Raw genomic sequence first — 18,422 nt, forward strand, 5'->3', positions numbered from 1 at the left:
ACCTTCATCCTCCTGTACTAGATGTTGTTTTATCTTCTTGATTATTTTCTAAAGTTTCCAACATTCTTCTGTATTTATTAACCGTTCTGCGCGATATTTGGATACCTGCTGATTTGAGTACAAGTGTAATGTGGGCATCTGTCAATTCACTGTCCAATTTGAGCAGTTTTTCGATTTCTTGCAGCACGATTTTTTTGTTGAGTATTCTTCCAAAAAAGAACCTTAGAGGAAGAATCCCTAGTGGTGTGCTAACGTGTTTATTTCTAACAGCTCTACTAATGGTCGAAACATGCACCCCTAAGAGTCTTGCCATGTATCTCATGGTAAATATCTGAGGGTATTTTCTGTAGCCTCTGAGAAAGTATTCATTTACCTTACGTATTTCTTCGCAAATTCTAAAGAGTGTTTCTTCTCTCATTTGTAACGCTTTAGCTATTATTGGGTCCTTTACTTCTATCTTTCGAACCTCTACCTTTTCTGGGGTCATTATTATATCCGGTTCGATGTACATGAGATTTTCATTAACTGTGTTTTGCTGAATCTCTTCCGCAAATTCTGTGAAAATTAGGTCAATAAGTTCTTTGGCTTGCTGAACTTGGATATTAAATTTTTCTGCCAGTTCCAGAGGTGTAATCCTTAGTTTTCCTGAACTGTCGATGTTGTAGATTATGTATTCAGCTACTTTCTCTTCTTGGTCGGTTAGTCCAAGGTATGGTAACAACTTGACTAAGACCTCATGGAGGTCTTCAGAATATGGATGATATGTGTCGTCTATTTCAACCACAGGTAAGTATTTCTCACGCAAGATGTGATACGGTAGCTCAAGTATGTTAAGATAGAACCTCTCCGTTTTTGTGAGTAATAGCTTTTGTTCTAACCTTGGAGTTTGAGAGTTGTTATTTCTTTTGCTATTTGGCATGCCAACCCCACATTGTTTTTTAAAAGTTCAATATTCGCTCTTAAGGTTTTGTAATTACTCAGCTCAGCTACACGCGAAAGAAGATACGGTGTGACTTGCTTACCTGTGATACCTTTCTCTTCGCATTCTTTTAACGCCTGTTTGATGTAAAGTTCTACTTCGCTTTCTGATATAGCGTGCTCTTCAGGAATGGGATTTGCTACTAAGATAGCCCCTTCTATGCCGAGTTCTGTCTTAGCCAAGTAAATTTTTGCAATTTCCTCTGGCTTTTCAACCACGTGGTCTAATTTGTAGGAAGATAGACCTTCGTAGAATATAGGGAATTTATCTGTTCTGTATCCAAGCACGAGTATCTGGAACGTCTCCATGAATTCGATAGTTTTTTTCACATCAAGAATGGACTTACAACCTGCGCTTACAACTATCATATCTGTCTTCGACATCTCCGTTATATCCTGTGAAACATCCCAGTCACCTACGTGTACGCCACCAATCCCACCCGTTGCGAATACATCTATACCTGCCATTTTGGCTATACGCATCGTAGCACTGACCGTTGTTGCAGCACTTTTCTTCAATGCAACCACGTAAGGTATCTCACGTGTGCCTATTTTCAAAGGGTCATCCTCAAGCATATGGCTGATTTCTTCTTCTGTCATTCCCACTATGATTTCCCCTTTAAGAACCCCTATCGTTGCTGGAACAACACCATTTTCTGTGCAGATCTGTTCCAGAGTCTTTGCTGTTTCTATATTGTGCGGATATGGTAATCCGTGAGCAATTACAGTGCTCTCAAGGGCAACAATCGGTTTACGTTTTTCGAGTGCATCTTTGACTTTGGGTGATATCTTTAATTCATGCATCTTCCTCACTCCTGTTGGCTTAGCTGTGTTGTCTTGTTGTGTTCTGATGTTAATTATAACATACATAAAACACTTCGGCAAAAATTGAAAAAGAGGGAGCCAAATGTTTGACTCTTTGACTCCCCAGATTAAAAGAATTAACTTCTTTTCGAACGACTTAGACGACTAGTTCCGCAGTTCTTCACTTCACATTGAAAACGGCCCTAAACTCACCTAAGTTTTTTATATCCACTATCACTTCATACATGCCAGATGGGAATTTACCAAGTTCTATTGTTTTTGTCGGTGTTGTGAAAGCCTGTGTTACCATATCACCGGGACCTGGTTTGTAAAACGTGCCTGTTACCGTAATTTTTCCAGGATTCTTACCAACCGGATAAACGATGTCTGGTTCGTTTAGTTCTATTCGATACCCACCTGTTGGGAATGTCCCTGCAATCACTTGAAGTAAAACAATGTCATCCTTTGATACTTCTTCACCTTCAGAAATTACTCTGTAACCTGCCTGGGTTCGAACCAATATTTTTATATTCGCACTCTCTTTATCACCATAAATTGGCACGCTTATTTCACCACCTGTAGTTGGTTTGGGTTGCTCAACGACTTGAGAATTGACATACAATGTATACTTTGCTGGAAGGATAACTAGTATCAAAGGTAGACGAATATAGTTTTTGTCACGTATCCCAGCAATTTCTTCTGTGTATTCTTTCTTACCATCAAAACTTACCGCACGGATTTTGAAAAAAGTATTAGCTTGCTGGGTTGATAGAGGTTGGAACACCCAGGCTTTGAGGATGTATCCTTTACTTTCATCATCTTCAAAGAGCTTTATGTACTGAACAGAAAAAGTCTTTGTCCCAACCGATTTAAACAAATACTCAGGCAATGTTGTGGTAAGCTTCTTGACAAACAATTCTATTCCCTGAGCAAAAGAAAGTACAGAAAAGACTACGGTAATAGCTAAAACGATTAACAAACAGATGATTCCCTGCGTTCTTTTTGTTCTCATACCACATCCTCCTTTCTAAAGTTCGTGAAAAGCAAATCATAAACCGGATTTTTTGCTGTTCTGTGAGTATTTATAGATTTTCTGTTCATACATCTTTTTATCAGCTTCTTCGTATGCTTTGTCAAAATCTTCAAATTGTGCGTAACCATACGAAAAGCCAATGCCAAGTACATTTCTGCAATCGTTGTATAAGCGGTTTATAATCTTTAACACGTCATTTTCTTTTACAGATTTAAATATCAAACAAAATTCATCTCCACCCAATCGTATGAAATAATCCTGGCTTCTGATATGCGATTTTACAATTTCAGCAAACTTTTTCAGAACGCTGTCACCAAAAATATGACCGTATTTATCGTTGAGAACTTTGAAACCATCTAAGTCAAGTAGGACGAACGTTCCTCCTCTGGGAATTAGATCTATCACCTTTCGATTGTAAACGCCGGTTAAATGGTCGATAAGGTTCTCCTTCTTTAGTTTTTCGTGTGAAATAGATATGTCCTTAAACTTCCTAATTGTTGCAGTTCCAACGAACACCAGAAAAACGAATCGACCATAATGGATTGTCAGTTCGTTTGTTTGGTTTGTGGCTAAAACATAAAATGTTTGGATTCCTGTGAAGTATAGGAACACGACAGGGAAATAGAATTCTATTAGTTTGTGCTTGAAGATGAAATAAAGTATGATAAACATTAAAACAAGGGAGTAAATCTGTGAGATTGTACCTGCAATGTGGATATATTTAACACTTGTGGAAAACATAGCCACGGATATTAAAATAACAGGTATGGTTTTGAGAATGTATTCAAATTTTTTGTTGAGCCAAGCATTCCCTGTTGAAATGATTAATATAGCAAAAAAGAGATATGTTAAAACAAATACCGGACCTGTTACAGCAAATTCCTCGAATAGGAGGTAAAGCTCTGGGCTGCCAGAGGATTCGCGGTAGGTGAATTGAACAAGTGAAGCTATCATGAAGGCAGAAGCAACTGCCAAGTAAAGGTAAACCCTTTTTTCTCGTTCATTAGCACTTTGGTAAGCAATCAAGAGCAAGTAAATAATCAAAGCAGTGGCACCAATACCAGCAATGGTTATTTTGTCCCTGAATAAATCTATTAAGCCTACTCTTTGAATAGCATATTCATAGGTTGCTAAATAAGGTTTACCATACAAACCTACACCAACTAGGCCATGTAAAACAACAGTTATTCTGTTTGGTCTCTCTGGATACAATAAGACCTTTGGAACCCTAACCATTAAAGCCCTGGGCCAAAGATTTCCACTACCGTCCCCGAACGAGGCTGTAAGTACACCATTTACATAAACCTCGAACTTTGTAGCCAAAACTTTTTGGAAAACAATGCAGTTATTTATACCATCGTACTCAAAGGTTCCATTTAAAGCTACTTTCGAAGGTTTAGTTAGTTCTATATACTTCCCTAGCTGAGCATCCCATTGTATGATAGGTCCAGCTGGTTTATTTATCAAACCGAGAACAAAATAAAGATCACCAGATAACAATCCAGCAAGTAAAATCAATAGTAAAGATTTTGTTTTAAACATCTTGTTTCTAACACCCCCATTTACTATTCCCACCTGGTATCACAAAAATGATAACAGCGCCTTAATAAATGTCCACACACGAAAATGTTCAAACCACTTTCACAATGTATTATATCACTGTTAAGATATTTTTATCAAGCCTAGTTTAAAAAAGAAAAAACAACAAAAAACAAAAAAGCCTCTGCTTTTTGCAGAGGCTTTTTGAAGGGTATTAGGAATCCTGGGCACTACCTACTCTCGCAAGGGGTCGCCCCCTTACTACCATCGGCCCGCGGTGGCTTAACGGCCAGGTTCGGAATGGAGCTGGGTGTTTCCCACCGCAGTATCGGCACCCAGGGCCATTCAAAAGTGCATAGGGTTAAGGTGAAGGATTCGGCCTATTAGTACCGGTTGGCTCCACACCTCTCGGTGCTCCCACCACCGGCCTATCTAGGTCCTCTTCTCGGACCGGCCTTGGAGGCCTCATCTTGGAGCGCGCTTCCCGCTTAGATGCTTTCAGCGGTTATCGCTCAGGAGCGTGGCTACCCAGCGTATGCCCTTGGCAGGACAGCTGGTACACCAGAGGCTCCCTCACCCTGGTCCTCTCGTACAAAGGGCGACCCTCCTCAAGCCTCCTACGCCCGCAGCAGATAGGGACCGACCTGTCTCACGACGGTCTGAACCCAGCTCACGTACCCCTTTAATAGGCGAACAGCCTAACCCTTGGGACCTGCTTCAGCCCCAGGATGGGATGAGCCGACATCGAGGTGCCGAGCCTAGCCGTCGATGTGAACTCTCGGGCTAGACTAGCCTGTTATCCCCGGGGTAACTTTTGTCCGTTGATCGACGACCCTTCCACTCGGAGTCGCCGGGTCACTAGGACCGGGTTTCCCCTCTGCTCGACCCGTCGGTCTCGCAGTCAGCCCGGCTTTTGCCCTTGCACTCTCACGGTGGATTTCCAACCCACCTGAGCCGAGCTTCGCGCGCCTCCGTTACCCTTTAGGAGGCGACCGCCCCAGTCAAACTGCCCACCTGGCACTGTCCCTCGCGTGCTCTCCACACGCGTAGGTTAGAACTCCGCTGCGACGAGGGTGGTATCCCACCGTCGGCTCCCCGGACCCTGGCGAGCCCGGTTCTCAGCCTCCCACCTATCCTGTACACGCCGCAACAGAGCACAATACCAGGCTACAGTAAAGCTCCACGGGGTCTTTCCGTCTAGCTGCGGGTACTGGGCATCTTCACCCAGACTGAAATTTCACCGGGTCCCCTGCCGAGACAGTGCCCCAGTCGTTACGCCATTCATGCAGGTCGGAACTTACCCGACAAGGAATTTCGCTACCTTAGGACCGTTATAGTTACGGCCGCCGTTTACCGGGGCTTCGGTTCGGAGCTTGCACCCCTCCCCTTAACCTTCCGGCACCGGGCAGGCGTCAGTCCCTATACTTCCTCTCATCGAGTTCGCAGAGACCTGTGTTTTTGGTAAACAGTCGCCAGGGCCTTGTCACTGCGGCTACCTCGGCCTCCCCCAGTTTCCGCCTCTCGGCTTCCCCTGGGTTCAACCTACCGTAGCACCCCTTCTCCCGAAGTTACGGGGCCAATTTGCCGAGTTCCTTGGCAAGGGTTATCCCGCTCCCCTTAGCTTTCTCAGCCCGCCTACCTGTGTCGGTTTGCGGAACGGGCACCCACGTATCACTGCACGCGGCTTTTCTCGGCAGTGTGGCGTCAGCTCCGTTGAGCCCTCTCGGGCTCTCCCCTTCACGGCTCAGCTCAGGCTGCGGACTTACCTACAGCCCTCTTCGCCTAACCGCTTGGAGGGATTTGCCACTTATCCCCGGAGCTTAGCCTCCTGCGTCCCCGCCTACAGTATCGATACGCAGGTGGTACCGGAATATTAACCGGTTTCCCATCGGGTACCCCTTTCGGGTTTCCCTTAGGTCCCGACTCACCCTGGGCGGACGACCCTTCCCCAGGTACCCTTAGGCTTTCGGGGGGATGGATTCTCACCATCCTCTCGTATACTCATGCCTGGATTCTCACTTCCGCCTCGTCCAGTAGCCCTCTCGGGTCTACCTTCTCCCTACCGCGGAACGCTCCCCTACCAACCAGCTTCCGCTGGTTCCGTGGCTTCGGGGGGTGGCTTCAGCCCCGCACATTTTCGGCGCAGTGCGTCTCGACCGGTGAGCTGTTACGCACTCTTTAAATGATGGCTGCTTCTAAGCCAACATCCCGGTTGTCTAGGACGCACCACTTCCTTCCTCTTCACACTTAGCCACCTCTCCGGGCCCTTAGCCGACGGTCTGGGTTGTTCCCCTCTCGTCCGTGGAGCTTATCCCCCACGGGCTCACTCCCGGCATTAGTGTGGTGGCATTCGCAGTTTGACAGGGTTCGCAGGTAACCCCACTAGCCCTATCAGTGCTCTACCTCCACCACAGAACTGCCGAGGCTGCACCTCAATGCATTTCGGGGAGAACCAGCTATCACCGGGTTCGGTTAGCTTTTCACTCCTACCCACAGGTCATCCGAGGATTTTTCACGATCCACCGGTTCGGACCTCCAGTGGGTTTTACCCCACCTTCATCCTGCCCATGGGTAGCTCACCCGGCTTCGGGTCTACCGCACCTGACTCACGCCCTATTCGGACTCGCTTTCGCTTCGGCTCCGCCTCTACCGGCTTAACCTCGCCAGGTACGGTAACTCCCAGGCTCATTAATCAAAAGGCACATCGTCACCCTCTCGGGCTCCGACTTCTTGTAGGCACGCAGTTTCAGGTCTCTTTCACTCCCCTTCCGGGGTGCTTTTCACCTTTCCCTCACGGTACTGGTTGCGCTATCGGTCGGCAGGTAGTATTTAGCCTTGGAGGGTGGTCCCCCCTGATTCACGCGGGATTCCTCGAGTCCCGCGCTACTCGGGATCACAGCCACTCCTACGCGTTGCGTTTCGCCTACGGGGCTCTCACCCTCTCCGGCCAGCCTTCCCAGACTGTTCGGCTACACAACGCCTCAGAGCGGGCTCAGCCTAGCTGTGTCCCACGACCCCAGCCTCACGGCTGGTTTAGGCTCCTCCCCTTTCGATCGCCTCTACTCAGGGAATCTCGTTTGATTTCTTTTCCTCCGGGTACTGAGATGTTTCACTTCCCCGGGTCTCGCGCCCTCTCGGGCGCACGGGTTTCCCCCGTGCAGGTTGCCCCATTCGGGAATCCTGGGATCAACGCCCGCTTGCGGCTCCCCCAGGCTTTTCGCAGCTTGCCACGCCCTTCTTCGCCTCCTGCCGCCTAGGCATCCACTGCGTGCCCTTACTACCTTCACCTTACCCTATGCACTTTTCAATGACCCTTCCCCATTGGTGGAGACAAGGGGATTCGAACCCCTGACCCCCTGCTTGCAAAGCAGGTGCTCTCCCAGCTGAGCTATGTCCCCACCCATGGTGGGCTCGGGAGGAATCGAACCTCCGACCTCACGCTTATCAGGCGTGCGCTCTGACCATCTGAGCTACGAGCCCAGTCACTCAAATCCGAATAGCAGCCACCACCCTCTCCTTAGAAAGGAGGTGATCCAGGCGCACCTTCCGGTACACCTACCTTGTTACGACTTAGCCCCCTCACCACGTTCACCCTCAACGGCGCCCCTAAGAGTCACCGTCTTCGGGTGCCCGCGACTCGGGTGGCTTGACGGGCGGTGTGTACAAGGCCCGGGAACGTATTCACCGCGGCGTGGCTGATCCGCGATTACTAGCGATTCCGGCTTCATGTGGGCGGGTTTCAGCCCACAATCTGAACTGGGGGGTGGTTTCAGGGTTTTGCTCAGCATCGCTGCCTCGCTTCCCGCTGTCCACCCCATTGTAGCGCGTGTGTCGCCCAGGACATAAGGGGCACGAGTATCTGACGTCATCCCCTCCTTCCTCCGGCTCGTCGCCGGCAGTCCCCTTAGAGTGCCCGGCCGAACCGCTGGCAACTAAGGGCAGGGGTTGCGCTCGTTGCGGGACTTAACCCAACACCTCACGGCACGAGCTGACGACGACCGTGCACCACCTGTGCTGGCTCCCTACCTTTCGGCAGGGTCCCTCACCTTTCGGCTCGGTACCACCAGCATGTCAAGCCCTGGTAAGGTTCTTGGCTTAGCTTCCAATTAAACCACACGCTCCACCGCTTGTGCGGGCCCCCGTCAATTCCTTTGAGTTTCACCCTTGCGGGCGTACTCCCCAGGCGGCTCACTTATCGCGTTTGCTTCAGCACGGAGGCTTCCGCCCCCACACCTAGTGAGCATCGTTTACGGCTAGGACTACCCGGGTATCTAATCCGGTTCGCTCCCCTAGCTTTCGTGCCTCAGCGTCGGTTACGGCCCAGCAGACCGACTTCTCCACCGGCGTTCCTGCTGATATCTACGGATTTCACCCCTACACCAGCAGTTCCGTCTGCCTCTGCCGCACCCAAGCCACGTAGTTTCCAGCGCATACCCACGGTTGAGCCGTGGAATTTTACGCCAGACACACGCGGCCGCCTACGCACCCTTTACGCCCAGTGATTCCGGGTAACGCTCGCCCCCTACGTATTACCGCGGCTGCTGGCACGTAGTTAGCCGGGGCTTATTCGTCGGGTACCATCAGCCCTTTTTCCCCGACAAAAGGAGTTTACACCCCGAAGGGCTTCGTCCTCCACGCGGCGTCGCTGGATCAGGCTTTCGCCCATTGTCCAATATCCCCCACTGCTGCCTCCCGTAGGAGTAGGGCCCGTGTCTCAGTGCCCTTGTGGCCGGCCATCCTCTCAGACCGGCTACCCGTCGTAGGCTTGGTAGGCCGTTACCCTACCAACTACCTGATGGGACGCAGGCCGCTCCCCTGGCGCCTTCCGGCCTTTACTCTCCCGAGTCTATGGCGGTTTACCCGCAGTTTCCCGCGGCTATCCGCCTCCAGGGGGCACGTTCCTACGCGTTACGCACCCGTCCGCCGCTATGCAGCCTTCGGCCGAAGCCTCCAGCTGCACCGCTCGACTTGCATGTGTTAGGCACGCCGCCAGCGTTCACCCTGAGCCAGGATCAAACCCTCCAAGCTAATCTCTTCAGGTTTAACCCTGCTCTTATTTTTTCGGTGGCTGCTATTCGTATTTCAATGACCGGACTCATTCTTACCTTCTTACCTTCATCGCGTCAACTTTCCGTCGCGCTTTGTTAATTTATCACACACTTTCACTTTTGTCAAGACCCGAAATTCTTTCGCTTAATTTTTCTTAAGCGTCCTTAAGCGTTTTTTAATTTACCATACTTGCTTTGAATTGTCAACTGGCCTTTTTGTCTTATCTGCTTCGTCCTTTTCGTCCTTCTTGCGGACGGCGATTGCCATTTTACTATGCCTTGTGTTAACTGTAAAGTCTATTCCAGTAACGGATTTGCTCTAATCTATGTTACACAATACAAACACTCTCCTATCTCTCAGGCGTTTTGAAAATATTCAAACCCCTTGAAAAATCAACGGGGTTAGTATTCTTGTTTAATTTATATTCAAGCAGTTCCTTTCAAATGTTGAACAAAGGTTCATCTTTTTTCTCATGTTTCTTTTCGTCTGTCTTTGTATTTTTCCCTTCACCCATGTCAAACGTTTGACCAAGTGCTAAGACTACTGCAAGCTCCACTGGAAGTCCTGCTTTTACTATCTTTTCCACGGTTGTCTTCACATCGTATGTGACCCTCGCAAACTCGTACCAGTAAACGCCGTTGTCAACGTATAGTATAAGATATGTAGCTCCTGGAACCCCGTCTTTCGTTCTGCCGACACTACCAGGGTTCAGGATGGTTTTACCGAAAAGATGGCGTGCCATCATGAGATGTGTATGACCATTAATTATTATGTCTTCTTCAACATTCTTGAGCAATAACTTTAGTCTTTCCGCTGATGTGGACGGTTTAACATACTCAAGCAAATAATTCACAGGACTACCGTGGACCAATAAAATCTTTAGACCTTCGATTTCAATAGACAGTCGGTGCGGAAGTGATTTGAGAAATTCTTTATTTTCTTTTGTTGTATTTCTAATTGTCCAGCTAATTGATTCATCCCCAACCTCCGTCTCCCTACCAGGATTGTAAGCACAACCACAGCTGTCCTTTTCGTAGCCAATAGCATCGTCGTAGTTACCCATTACGGTAGGAATTTTTCGCTCTCTTATAACTTCAACAACCTCGTTCGGGTTTGGACCATAACCAACAAGGTCCCCGACACAATATACCTCATCTATATTCCTTTTTTCGATGTCCTCTAAAACGGCATTTAAAGCCTCCAGGTTTGAATGGACGTCCGATATGAATGCTATTTTTTTCATATGAAACTCTCCTCCTTTGATGATGTATAAAGGTGCATTCTCTTTTGAATTATATCATGTAAAGTTTTAAGAAATATTAATTTAGTTCCTGCCTATGAATGGTAGAATATATCATTGAACAGAGTGCTCAAAAGGAGAAAGGAGGAGGAAGGGTATGAATTTCTTTGTGGTAGATGCATTTACGCAAGCTCCTTTCTTGGGTAATCCTGCGGGGGTTGTTATTTTAGGTCCGAAGGACACTCTCGATGAAAATGTTATGCAAAATATCGCTAAGGAAGTTAGATTTTCGGAAACGGCTTTTGTGAAAGCCAAGAATGACAAAGAATTTGTCCTTAGATATTTTACACCTGTTGCCGAAGTTGATTTATGTGGTCATGCAACCATTGCATCTTTTAAAGTATTGGAATACTTAGGATTAGTTAATCAAGGATGTATATACAAAGCACATACTCGAGCTGGCACTATCGATATTTCCATAGAGAAAGGAATAGTAATGATGGAGCAAGCAACTCCATCCTTAGGTGATGAATTAGACACCAATGAAATTTCCAGGATAGCGAACATACTTGGAATAAGTCAGAAAGATATAGGCGATAGCAAGTACAACTTGAAACCGAAGGTTGTCAGCACAGGTCTATGGGACCTTCTCATACCTGTAAAGTCGAGGGATATACTTTTCTCACTTTCACCAGATTTTGAAGAAATTTCAGAGTATTGCAGAATGAACGAAATTGTAAGTTTCCATGTTTTCACCCTTGATGAAGATAGAGCACTTGCAAATTGTAGAGATTTCGCACCACTTTACGGAATACCTGAAGAAGCGGCTACGGGAACAGCCAATGGTGCGCTGATTTATTATCTATACAAATACGGAATTGTTGAGCCAGAAAAGATATATGAGATAATTCAAGGTGAAACGATGGGCAGAAAGTCAAACATATTTGCGAAAGTGCACTTTAAAGATGGAGTGTACAAAGCCTACGTTGGCGGAAATGCAAAGATAGTTATTGAAGGCAACCTTTTGATTTTTTAATTTTAGAAAACGGGGGATGCTCCCCCGTTTTAACGTGATTAACGAATCTATCGCGCTAATATCTCATTAACAATACTTTTGATTTTGTTTTCAAGTTGCTCCAGATTAGAAATGGCGTGCTCTTTTGTATCGGCTCTTACCATAACGTACGCTTTCATTTTAGGTTCCGTTCCCGATGGTCTGACAAAAATACGACCACCTTCGAATTCCAACCTTAAGGTATCATTTGGAATTACTCCGTTATACCCTTTTGAGTAATCAATGACTTCTTTAACCCCTTCGGCCTTTGTTTGTTTTAATTTTGAATATACATCAAGTGCTTGGTCAACAGATTTGAAATCGAAGTTGATGAGTTTTTCAAGGTAATATCCGTATTTTTTGTACAGTTCTTCCATTCTGTCAAGTAAATCGAAGTTAACAGCGGCTTTTGCTACTAAACCACAAGCAAGAACAGCATCTTTATCTCGTGCTAAATCTCCTGTTAGATATCCACAACTTTCTTCAAAGCCGAAAACGAAATCGAGTTCTTTATGCTTTTCAACCAAATCTCCTATGAATTTAAATCCTGTTGGAACTTCAAAGAGTTTTATTCCACTTTCTTCACACAATGGTCTCACCATGTCTGTTGTCACTATGGTCTTTACGAGCATTCCCTTATTCCTTCCAGACTCAAGGTATCCGTCTATCAACATTTTAGAAAGCAAAACACCCACCTGGTTACCTGTTAACCTAACATCCTTAAAAACCACACCTACTCTGTCTGCGTCTGGGTCTGTTGCTAATCCAAGGTCTACGTTGTACTCTGCCATGTATTTTCTCAGCAATACAAGAGCTCTATCATCTTCGGGATTTGGGGTTTTTACGGTTGGGAAATTGCCGTTGTGCTCCATTTGCTCTTTAACTTCTATCACTTCCGCTCCAAGCATTCTCAAAAGCCTTGTCACAAACTTTGCACCTGTTCCGTGGAGAGGTGAATAAACTACCTTCAACCCTTTCAAGTCGGCATTCACAACTTTTGAAACATCTGAAATATATTCATCGAGAAACTCTTGTGGCACTATCGTATACTTTTCTACTGCATTTATCGGCTGGTTCCATGCTTGTTTTACCAGCTCAGTTAGGATATCGGTAACTTCCGGAATAGCCTGGACACCGTTTGAGGTATAAACCTTGTAACCATTGTATTCGGGTGGGTTGTGGCTCGCTGTTATTACAATCCCCATATCCATGCCAAGTTTTCTCACGCCATATGATAAAACTGGTGTTGGCACAGGTTCACCAAATAAATAGACCTCCATTCCTTCACCTGAAAAAACTGAGGCTGAAAGTTTTGCAAACGTTTCAGAGTTATTCCTTGTATCGTATGCAATCAAAACTTTTTTTAAACCTTTCATTTTCATATACTCGGCTACGCCTTTTGAAGCTACAGCAACGGTCTTTTCATCAAACTCGCCTTCTCTCATTATGCCTCTGATACCACCAGTGCCAAAAAGAATCATGCACGTTCCTCCTTTCTTAGTATTTCTATTATTATGAACAATGAAACGACAAACACAAAGTAGAACGTATTTAACGCCATCGCTATTTCTGTGTTTCTTGAACTCATCAATCTGAACACAACAACCGAAAACGTTGTTATCGGTGGTTCTGCAAGTGTCAAAGTTCCAGAAGTTTCACCAACAGAGATTGTAAATGAATAAACAAAAGCTGTGAAGATGTAATTTTTCATTATCGGAATCGCTATCTTCGATACCCACTTCATAGTGCCTGCTCCGTCTACCTTCGCTGCGTCTATTATGCTTTGAGGGATATTCCTCCAACCGGTTTCGATGATACCAAAAACTATGGGTAAGTTTATCAAAGAGTGGACAACGATGAGCCTCAACAAAACTGGGATGTTTATAAAAACATACGAAAACGCTATCGTTACCGATGACAGCGCTGCAGGAATGAGTACAAGGTAATACAACTTTTTGCCTTTGGAAGAATAATACCCTGCAAACATATTAACAACAACACTCATTAACGAGGAAGACAACGCTATAATGAATGTGTAAAAAATCATGCTCTTCAAATCCGTTCCCACAAGGTACTCTAAATCTTCCAAAAAGAGCATTTTGAAATTTGTCAGAGAAAAATTACCGTAATAATCCAAAAAGCCAGAAAGTGCTGAGTAGATTAAGGGAACAAATATTAATAGTGTGGATATCACAAAGAAAAAATAACCCCAAAGTGGAAATTTCTCGAGGTGTTGGTAGTGGTGTTTATCGAAGCTCTCCCTTTTAACGGATGTGAAAAAGCCTATAACAGAAATAAACAAAAGTTGGAAAAGCATCAATGTGGAAGCAGCTTTGAAATCGAAAGTGATTCTTGAATACATGTAAATCGCCACTTCAAGTGTTGAATACTTGATTCCACCAAGTATCAAAACTACTGAAAAGCTGGTGAATGTATAAATGTATGTTAAGAAAAATGCTCTTAATATTGCTGGCAAAAGCACAGGAATTTCTACTTTTGAAAATACTTGCCATTTTGATGCACCATCGATTTTTGCAGCCTCTATTAAATAACCATCCATGTTTTCCCATGCTTCACCAACTATCCTGATAAAGAGAGGAAAGTTGTAAAAGACATGACCAAGGAGCACTGCGGTAAATGTGTATAATATACGAACATTAAACCCAAAAAGTCTCAGCAACTGCGAGTACAACCCTTTGTTGCCAAAAACAAGAAAAAATCCTATAGCCATTGTAATTCCAGGTAATACGAAAGGTATGCTCGACATAACACGGAACACTTTTTTAATCACGGGATGTATCTTCGTTCTGCCAACAAGGTATGCCCCAGGGATTCCTAAAAGTGCAGTTAGAGCTGAAGACAAGAATGCCTGATATATCGTGAACTTTATTTTTGAACTGTTATCAACAAGTGCGTTAAAAGAAAACCCACCGGCAAAACGAAGGTTTAAAATAAACGGTATAAGCAGTGCAAGTGCTAAATATAGAATCGGAATAGATGCTGTTATAAGGCTAACAAGCGACTTCAGTTTCTTTTGTCTCTTTCGCATGACTTAGAAAATCAACCCCCGCCTGTCACCATTTCTTACTCTTCTTATTCTTGTTAATTTGAAAACGCTTTGCTCTAACCCTCCTGGCCTATTCCATTTTAACCAAATTCTTTTGTAGTCTTTCAAAACACGTTCAAGTTCCGTATCAAATTCGTTCCATTCGTTGTCTGGAACAGATTCGATAGAACCATAAGTTTTGAGGAAACTTAGCACCTGCACGCCCAAATTAGCGAATTCTATGTTGTTAACTAGTTGTTCAATAATGTTTTCAAGATGCTTATCCTCCAACGACATTGAACATAGGTCTTCTTTTATTTCTTTTAGTTCGTTCCTTAGCTTGTCCAAAGTTTCTTCGTTTATTTCTTTCAGCTTCTCGTTTTGGCTAAACCTATCTGGGAAGATAAAAGCATAGAAATACGGCGTTCCATTTGGTGTGTATGGAAGAGCGTTGTGTAACTGACCTAATCTGTATATAACCTCTGCTAAGGGTTTTTCTGTCTCAAATATGTGGAAATTAATGGAGTTTAGTAGCTCTTCAATTGTAATCCCCGCCAAATTCCAACTAAGAGCAGCGCTCATAGAGAACCCAATCCACGAAAAAGGTAGATGTTGTGGATGTCCATTATCTCCCCAATCGGTTGTTAACACTCCTATTGCCCCGTGCTTGTATCCATTGTAAATTGCATTCCTTATGTTTTCAATAGCGTTATCGGCTCTTCCAATAAAAGCATTCCACGTAGATGTGCCTGGACAGACATAGAAAGACAACCCACTTTCTGAATAAAGTTTGCATTTTTCATCAAACGGGTGATTCGCCTCGTAACCCCATACCATCGCAATCATATCCTTTGGCAACTGAGGAATAAACTCAGGATGATTTTCGATAATATCCCCCCAGAACATTACAGCTTTTTTGTAGCTTTTTGCGATACTGTAAATCTTCATCAAAAAGTCAAAATAGACCTTGCCTTTACCATACTGCTCGCACAATTCTTTAGATTTTCCCTGTCCCAAATCGAATGTCTCATCACAACCAATGTTTACCTGCTCACTTGAAAAGTTTGGTAAGAGTTCTCCTAATAGTTCTTTTACAAAGTCTAGCGAGCCTGGAACAAGCGGAGAGATAGAGAACGGATACTCGTACCGACCTCCCCACGGTGTATCATACCCATCTGGTGCCTCAGCAAGATGTTTGTACTCATCATGTATAAGCCATTTGCTTAAATGACCGAATGTATTCTGATTGGGAACAAGCTCGATGAAGTGTTCTTTGCAAAAAGCATCCAGTTCAATTATTTCTTCATGCGTCAAAGCACTGTATTCTTTCCACACCTTCTCGTGACCTCTGTAGGCAAACGTGTGTTCCATGTAAAGCTGGACCTGATTTATCTTCAGTTCCGAAAGCTTTCCGATAATGGATTTGAGAACCTCAAGATTTGGAATCCTGTCTCGGCTTATATCAATCATTATTCCTCGATTTCCATAGTCCGGAAAGTCTTCGATGAACAGTTTTGGTAGTTTATTTTCGAACTGTGAGATCTGCCTCAAAATCTGTCTTAACGTTTGAACACCGTAAAACAAACCTGCCTCATCGTGAGCTATTATGATGATGTTTCGGTCTATAGTTAGTCTGTAACCCTCTTTCTTTGGGAAAATGTAGGGGTTAACTACCAACTGTACGAATTCATCCCCCTTCGTAGATTTTATTATCGTGTATTCTTTAAATACTGCTTCTTTTTCTTTCAAATACTTAGCTATCTTTTCGTTTGTCGTATAGATAAACCCATTTTTTGGAATAGTTACACCAGATTCTCTCTCAAACGTCCACCTTACCATCTTCGGTTTTGGAATTAACAACAATTCTTTACCCATATCAACACTCCCCTTTTTAATGCATAAAAGCATCACTATCTCTTTTTGTTTTCCAAAAAGAATTATATCACTGCAAGCGGATTACATAAGCTTACTTGCAAATAGCTCATAACAATTGCAAAACAAAATTCAAATATTTTTGCTTGAAGAATGCATATTCATATGATAACTTTTTGGTATAAGCGAAACAATGAAAATAGCAAATTACCAAAAAACCGTGGGGGGAAGACGATGGAGAGAAAAACAGTTGTGGTACTTGATTTTGGCTCACAGTACACACAGTTGATACTCAGGCGTGTTAGGGAACTTGGTTTTTATGCAGAACTACTCCCTTACGACGAACCCTGGGAGAACGTCCAAAAGCTTTCTCCAAGTGCGTTTATTCTCTCAGGAGGTCCCGCAAGCGTTTATGATGAGAACTCACCTAAGATACCTTCCTACGTTTTTGAAAGCAACCTGCCAGTTCTTGGAATCTGCTACGGGCTCCAAGCCCTTGTTCATCAACTCGGAGGAAGGGTAGAGAAATCTCCGCACAGAGAATTTGGACCAGCTCAGTTGGAAGTTGTAAAACACATCGGAATCTTCGAAGGGGTACCTAATAAATTCACCGTTTGGATGAGTCATTCTGACAGAGTGGAAATTCTACCAGACGGGTTTGAAGTTATAGCAAGAAGCGAGAACTCTCCTTATGCAGCAATTCGAAGCTTGGACAATAAATATTACGGAGTCCAATTCCACCCGGAAGTTGTTCACACTCAACATGGAAAAGATATACTACGCAATTTCTTAACAGTCGTTGCGAAACTTTCTCCAAACTGGTTGATGAAAAACCTTGCTGAAGAATTAATAAACGAGCTCAGAAAAAAGATAGATGGAAAGGTTATCCTTGGCTTGTCGGGAGGGGTTGACTCTTCTGTTGTAGCCATGTTATTACACAAAGCCGTGCCAGATAAGTTGATACCTATATTTGTTGACACGGGACTGTTAAGAAAAAACGAAGGTCAAGAAGTGGTGAAACAATTTGAAAACTTAGGCATAAAGATATACTGCGTAGATGCATCGGATAGGTTCTTCAAAGCTTTGGAAGGTATCGAAGACCCTGAAGAGAAAAGAAAAATAATCGGACACACATTTATAGACGTTTTTTACGAAGAAGCGATGAAGCTTAAACAACAGCACGGAGACATTCAATATTTGGCACAAGGAACACTCTATCCAGATGTAATAGAGAGTAAGGTGGCAGAACGAAAAGCTGGTGCAAAGATTAAAACTCATCACAACGTTGGTGGATTACCGGAAAAGCTGCCTTTCAAAATCATTGAACCACTCAGATACCTTTTTAAAGATGAGGTTAGAGCTCTTGGTAAAGAGTTAGGCTTGCCCGAAAGCATAATTTATCGTCATCCGTTCCCAGGTCCAGGACTTGCAGTTAGAATAATTGGCGCTGTGACAAGAGAAGCTGTAAGCATCTTGCAGGAAGCGGATGCGATATTTATCGAGGAACTCAAAAAGTGGGATTTGTACAACAAAGTCTGGCAAGCGTTTGCTGTTTTGCTACCTGTCAAAACTGTTGGTGTCATGGGAGATTATAGAACTTACGAGAATGTTATTGCGCTGAGAGCGGTAACAAGCGAAGATGGTATGACAGCAGATTGGGCAAAGTTGCCACATGAATTTTTGAACCACGTTGCGAAAAGGATAGTGAATGAAGTAAGAGGTGTAAATAGGGTTGTTTACGACATAACATCAAAACCACCCGCAACAATTGAGTGGGAATAATTGGAATAAAGTAGAACCAAATAAC

At 44.3% G+C, this 18,422-nt stretch carries 10 protein-coding genes, 2 tRNA genes and 3 rRNA genes; 2 read left to right on the forward strand and 13 right to left on the reverse strand.

Annotated features, from left to right (window positions below; all coding sequences use genetic code 11):
- Nucleotides 1–4: 4 nt before the first annotated feature.
- The 10 genes from JM64_RS00910 to JM64_RS00955 form a co-directional block, all read right to left on the reverse strand.
- The gene (locus tag JM64_RS00910) at nucleotides 5–919 is read right to left on the reverse strand and encodes an RNA polymerase factor sigma-54 (protein ID WP_064011110.1); all 915 of its coding nucleotides are present in this window, start codon (nucleotides 917–919) and stop codon (nucleotides 5–7) included.
- Nucleotides 874–1,782 (reverse strand): pseudouridine-5'-phosphate glycosidase, encoded by a 909-nt coding sequence (locus JM64_RS00915; RefSeq protein ID WP_064012436.1) that lies wholly within the window; start codon nucleotides 1,780–1,782, stop codon nucleotides 874–876. Before JM64_RS00915 ends, JM64_RS00910 begins: the two co-directional genes overlap by 46 nt.
- A gap of 181 nt (nucleotides 1,783–1,963) precedes the next feature.
- Nucleotides 1,964–2,794 carry a protease complex subunit PrcB family protein gene (locus JM64_RS00920; protein WP_064011111.1) on the reverse strand — a complete coding sequence of 277 codons (831 nt, stop codon included), beginning with the start codon at nucleotides 2,792–2,794 and terminating at the stop codon, nucleotides 1,964–1,966.
- Between the two features lie 36 nt (nucleotides 2,795–2,830).
- Nucleotides 2,831–4,357, reverse strand: a complete 1,527-nt coding sequence (locus JM64_RS00925) for a GGDEF domain-containing protein (protein WP_064011112.1) — start codon at nucleotides 4,355–4,357, stop codon at nucleotides 2,831–2,833.
- Nucleotides 4,358–4,576: 219 nt separating this feature from the next.
- A 5S ribosomal RNA gene (gene rrf, locus JM64_RS00930) occupies nucleotides 4,577–4,693 on the reverse strand.
- A gap of 24 nt (nucleotides 4,694–4,717) precedes the next feature.
- A 23S ribosomal RNA gene (locus JM64_RS00935) occupies nucleotides 4,718–7,642 on the reverse strand.
- 34 nt (nucleotides 7,643–7,676) lie between these two features.
- Nucleotides 7,677–7,752 (reverse strand) — tRNA-Ala (locus JM64_RS00940).
- A gap of 5 nt (nucleotides 7,753–7,757) precedes the next feature.
- Nucleotides 7,758–7,834: transfer RNA gene (locus JM64_RS00945), tRNA-Ile, on the reverse strand.
- A 41-nt stretch (nucleotides 7,835–7,875) separates the two neighbouring features.
- Nucleotides 7,876–9,382: ribosomal RNA gene (locus tag JM64_RS00950) — 16S ribosomal RNA — on the reverse strand.
- The 16S, 23S and 5S rRNA genes sit together here with 2 tRNA genes alongside, the layout of an rRNA operon.
- 460 nt (nucleotides 9,383–9,842) lie before the next feature.
- The gene (locus JM64_RS00955) at nucleotides 9,843–10,646 is read right to left on the reverse strand and encodes a metallophosphoesterase family protein (RefSeq protein ID WP_064011113.1); all 804 of its coding nucleotides are present in this window, start codon (nucleotides 10,644–10,646) and stop codon (nucleotides 9,843–9,845) included.
- Nucleotides 10,647–10,800: 154 nt separating this feature from the next.
- Between JM64_RS00955 and JM64_RS00960 the strand changes: the two genes are divergently transcribed.
- Complete coding sequence (locus tag JM64_RS00960; RefSeq protein WP_064011114.1) at nucleotides 10,801–11,679, forward strand: PhzF family phenazine biosynthesis protein; 879 nt, start codon at nucleotides 10,801–10,803, stop codon at nucleotides 11,677–11,679.
- Between the two features lie 47 nt (nucleotides 11,680–11,726).
- On the opposite strand, the gene JM64_RS00965 is transcribed toward JM64_RS00960, so the two are convergent.
- From JM64_RS00965 to JM64_RS00975, 3 genes are read right to left on the reverse strand one after another with little or no spacing between them, the layout of a single operon-like run.
- A complete protein-coding gene (locus JM64_RS00965; RefSeq protein ID WP_064011115.1) occupies nucleotides 11,727–13,178 on the reverse strand; it encodes a phospho-sugar mutase in 1,452 nt (483 codons plus the stop codon).
- Complete coding sequence (locus JM64_RS00970; RefSeq protein WP_064011116.1) at nucleotides 13,175–14,746, reverse strand: ABC transporter permease; 1,572 nt, start codon at nucleotides 14,744–14,746, stop codon at nucleotides 13,175–13,177. Before JM64_RS00970 ends, JM64_RS00965 begins: the two co-directional genes overlap by 4 nt.
- Nucleotides 14,747–14,749: 3 nt before the next feature.
- Entirely contained in the window at nucleotides 14,750–16,618 is a 1,869-nt protein-coding gene (locus JM64_RS00975; RefSeq protein ID WP_064011117.1) for a beta-N-acetylhexosaminidase, read from the reverse strand.
- A gap of 231 nt (nucleotides 16,619–16,849) precedes the next feature.
- Here JM64_RS00975 and guaA point away from each other — a divergent pair, with 231 nt between their 5' ends.
- Nucleotides 16,850–18,397 (forward strand): glutamine-hydrolyzing GMP synthase, encoded by a 1,548-nt coding sequence (gene guaA / locus JM64_RS00980; protein WP_064011118.1) that lies wholly within the window; start codon nucleotides 16,850–16,852, stop codon nucleotides 18,395–18,397.
- Nucleotides 18,398–18,422: the final 25 nt, after the last annotated feature.

The organism is Fervidobacterium pennivorans (assembly GCF_001644665.1).
In the GTDB taxonomy this organism is placed as follows: Bacteria; Thermotogota; Thermotogae; order Thermotogales; family Fervidobacteriaceae; genus Fervidobacterium; species Fervidobacterium ngatamarikiense.

Coding starts and splice junctions, on each gene's coding strand:
- guaA (WP_064011118.1), top strand. CDS start 16,850: ATGGAGAGAAAAACAGTTGTGGTACTTGATTTTGGCTCACAGTACACA.
- JM64_RS00920 (WP_064011111.1), bottom strand. CDS start 2,794: ATGAGAACAAAAAGAACGCAGGGAATCATCTGTTTGTTAATCGTTTTA.
- JM64_RS00915 (WP_064012436.1), bottom strand. CDS start 1,782: ATGCATGAATTAAAGATATCACCCAAAGTCAAAGATGCACTCGAAAAA.
- JM64_RS00925 (WP_064011112.1), bottom strand. CDS start 4,357: ATGTTTAAAACAAAATCTTTACTATTGATTTTACTTGCTGGATTGTTA.
- JM64_RS00910 (WP_064011110.1), bottom strand. CDS start 919: ATGCCAAATAGCAAAAGAAATAACAACTCTCAAACTCCAAGGTTAGAA.
- JM64_RS00970 (WP_064011116.1), bottom strand. CDS start 14,746: ATGCGAAAGAGACAAAAGAAACTGAAGTCGCTTGTTAGCCTTATAACA.
- JM64_RS00975 (WP_064011117.1), bottom strand. CDS start 16,618: ATGGGTAAAGAATTGTTGTTAATTCCAAAACCGAAGATGGTAAGGTGG.
- JM64_RS00955 (WP_064011113.1), bottom strand. CDS start 10,646: ATGAAAAAAATAGCATTCATATCGGACGTCCATTCAAACCTGGAGGCT.
- JM64_RS00960 (WP_064011114.1), top strand. CDS start 10,801: ATGAATTTCTTTGTGGTAGATGCATTTACGCAAGCTCCTTTCTTGGGT.
- JM64_RS00965 (WP_064011115.1), bottom strand. CDS start 13,178: ATGATTCTTTTTGGCACTGGTGGTATCAGAGGCATAATGAGAGAAGGC.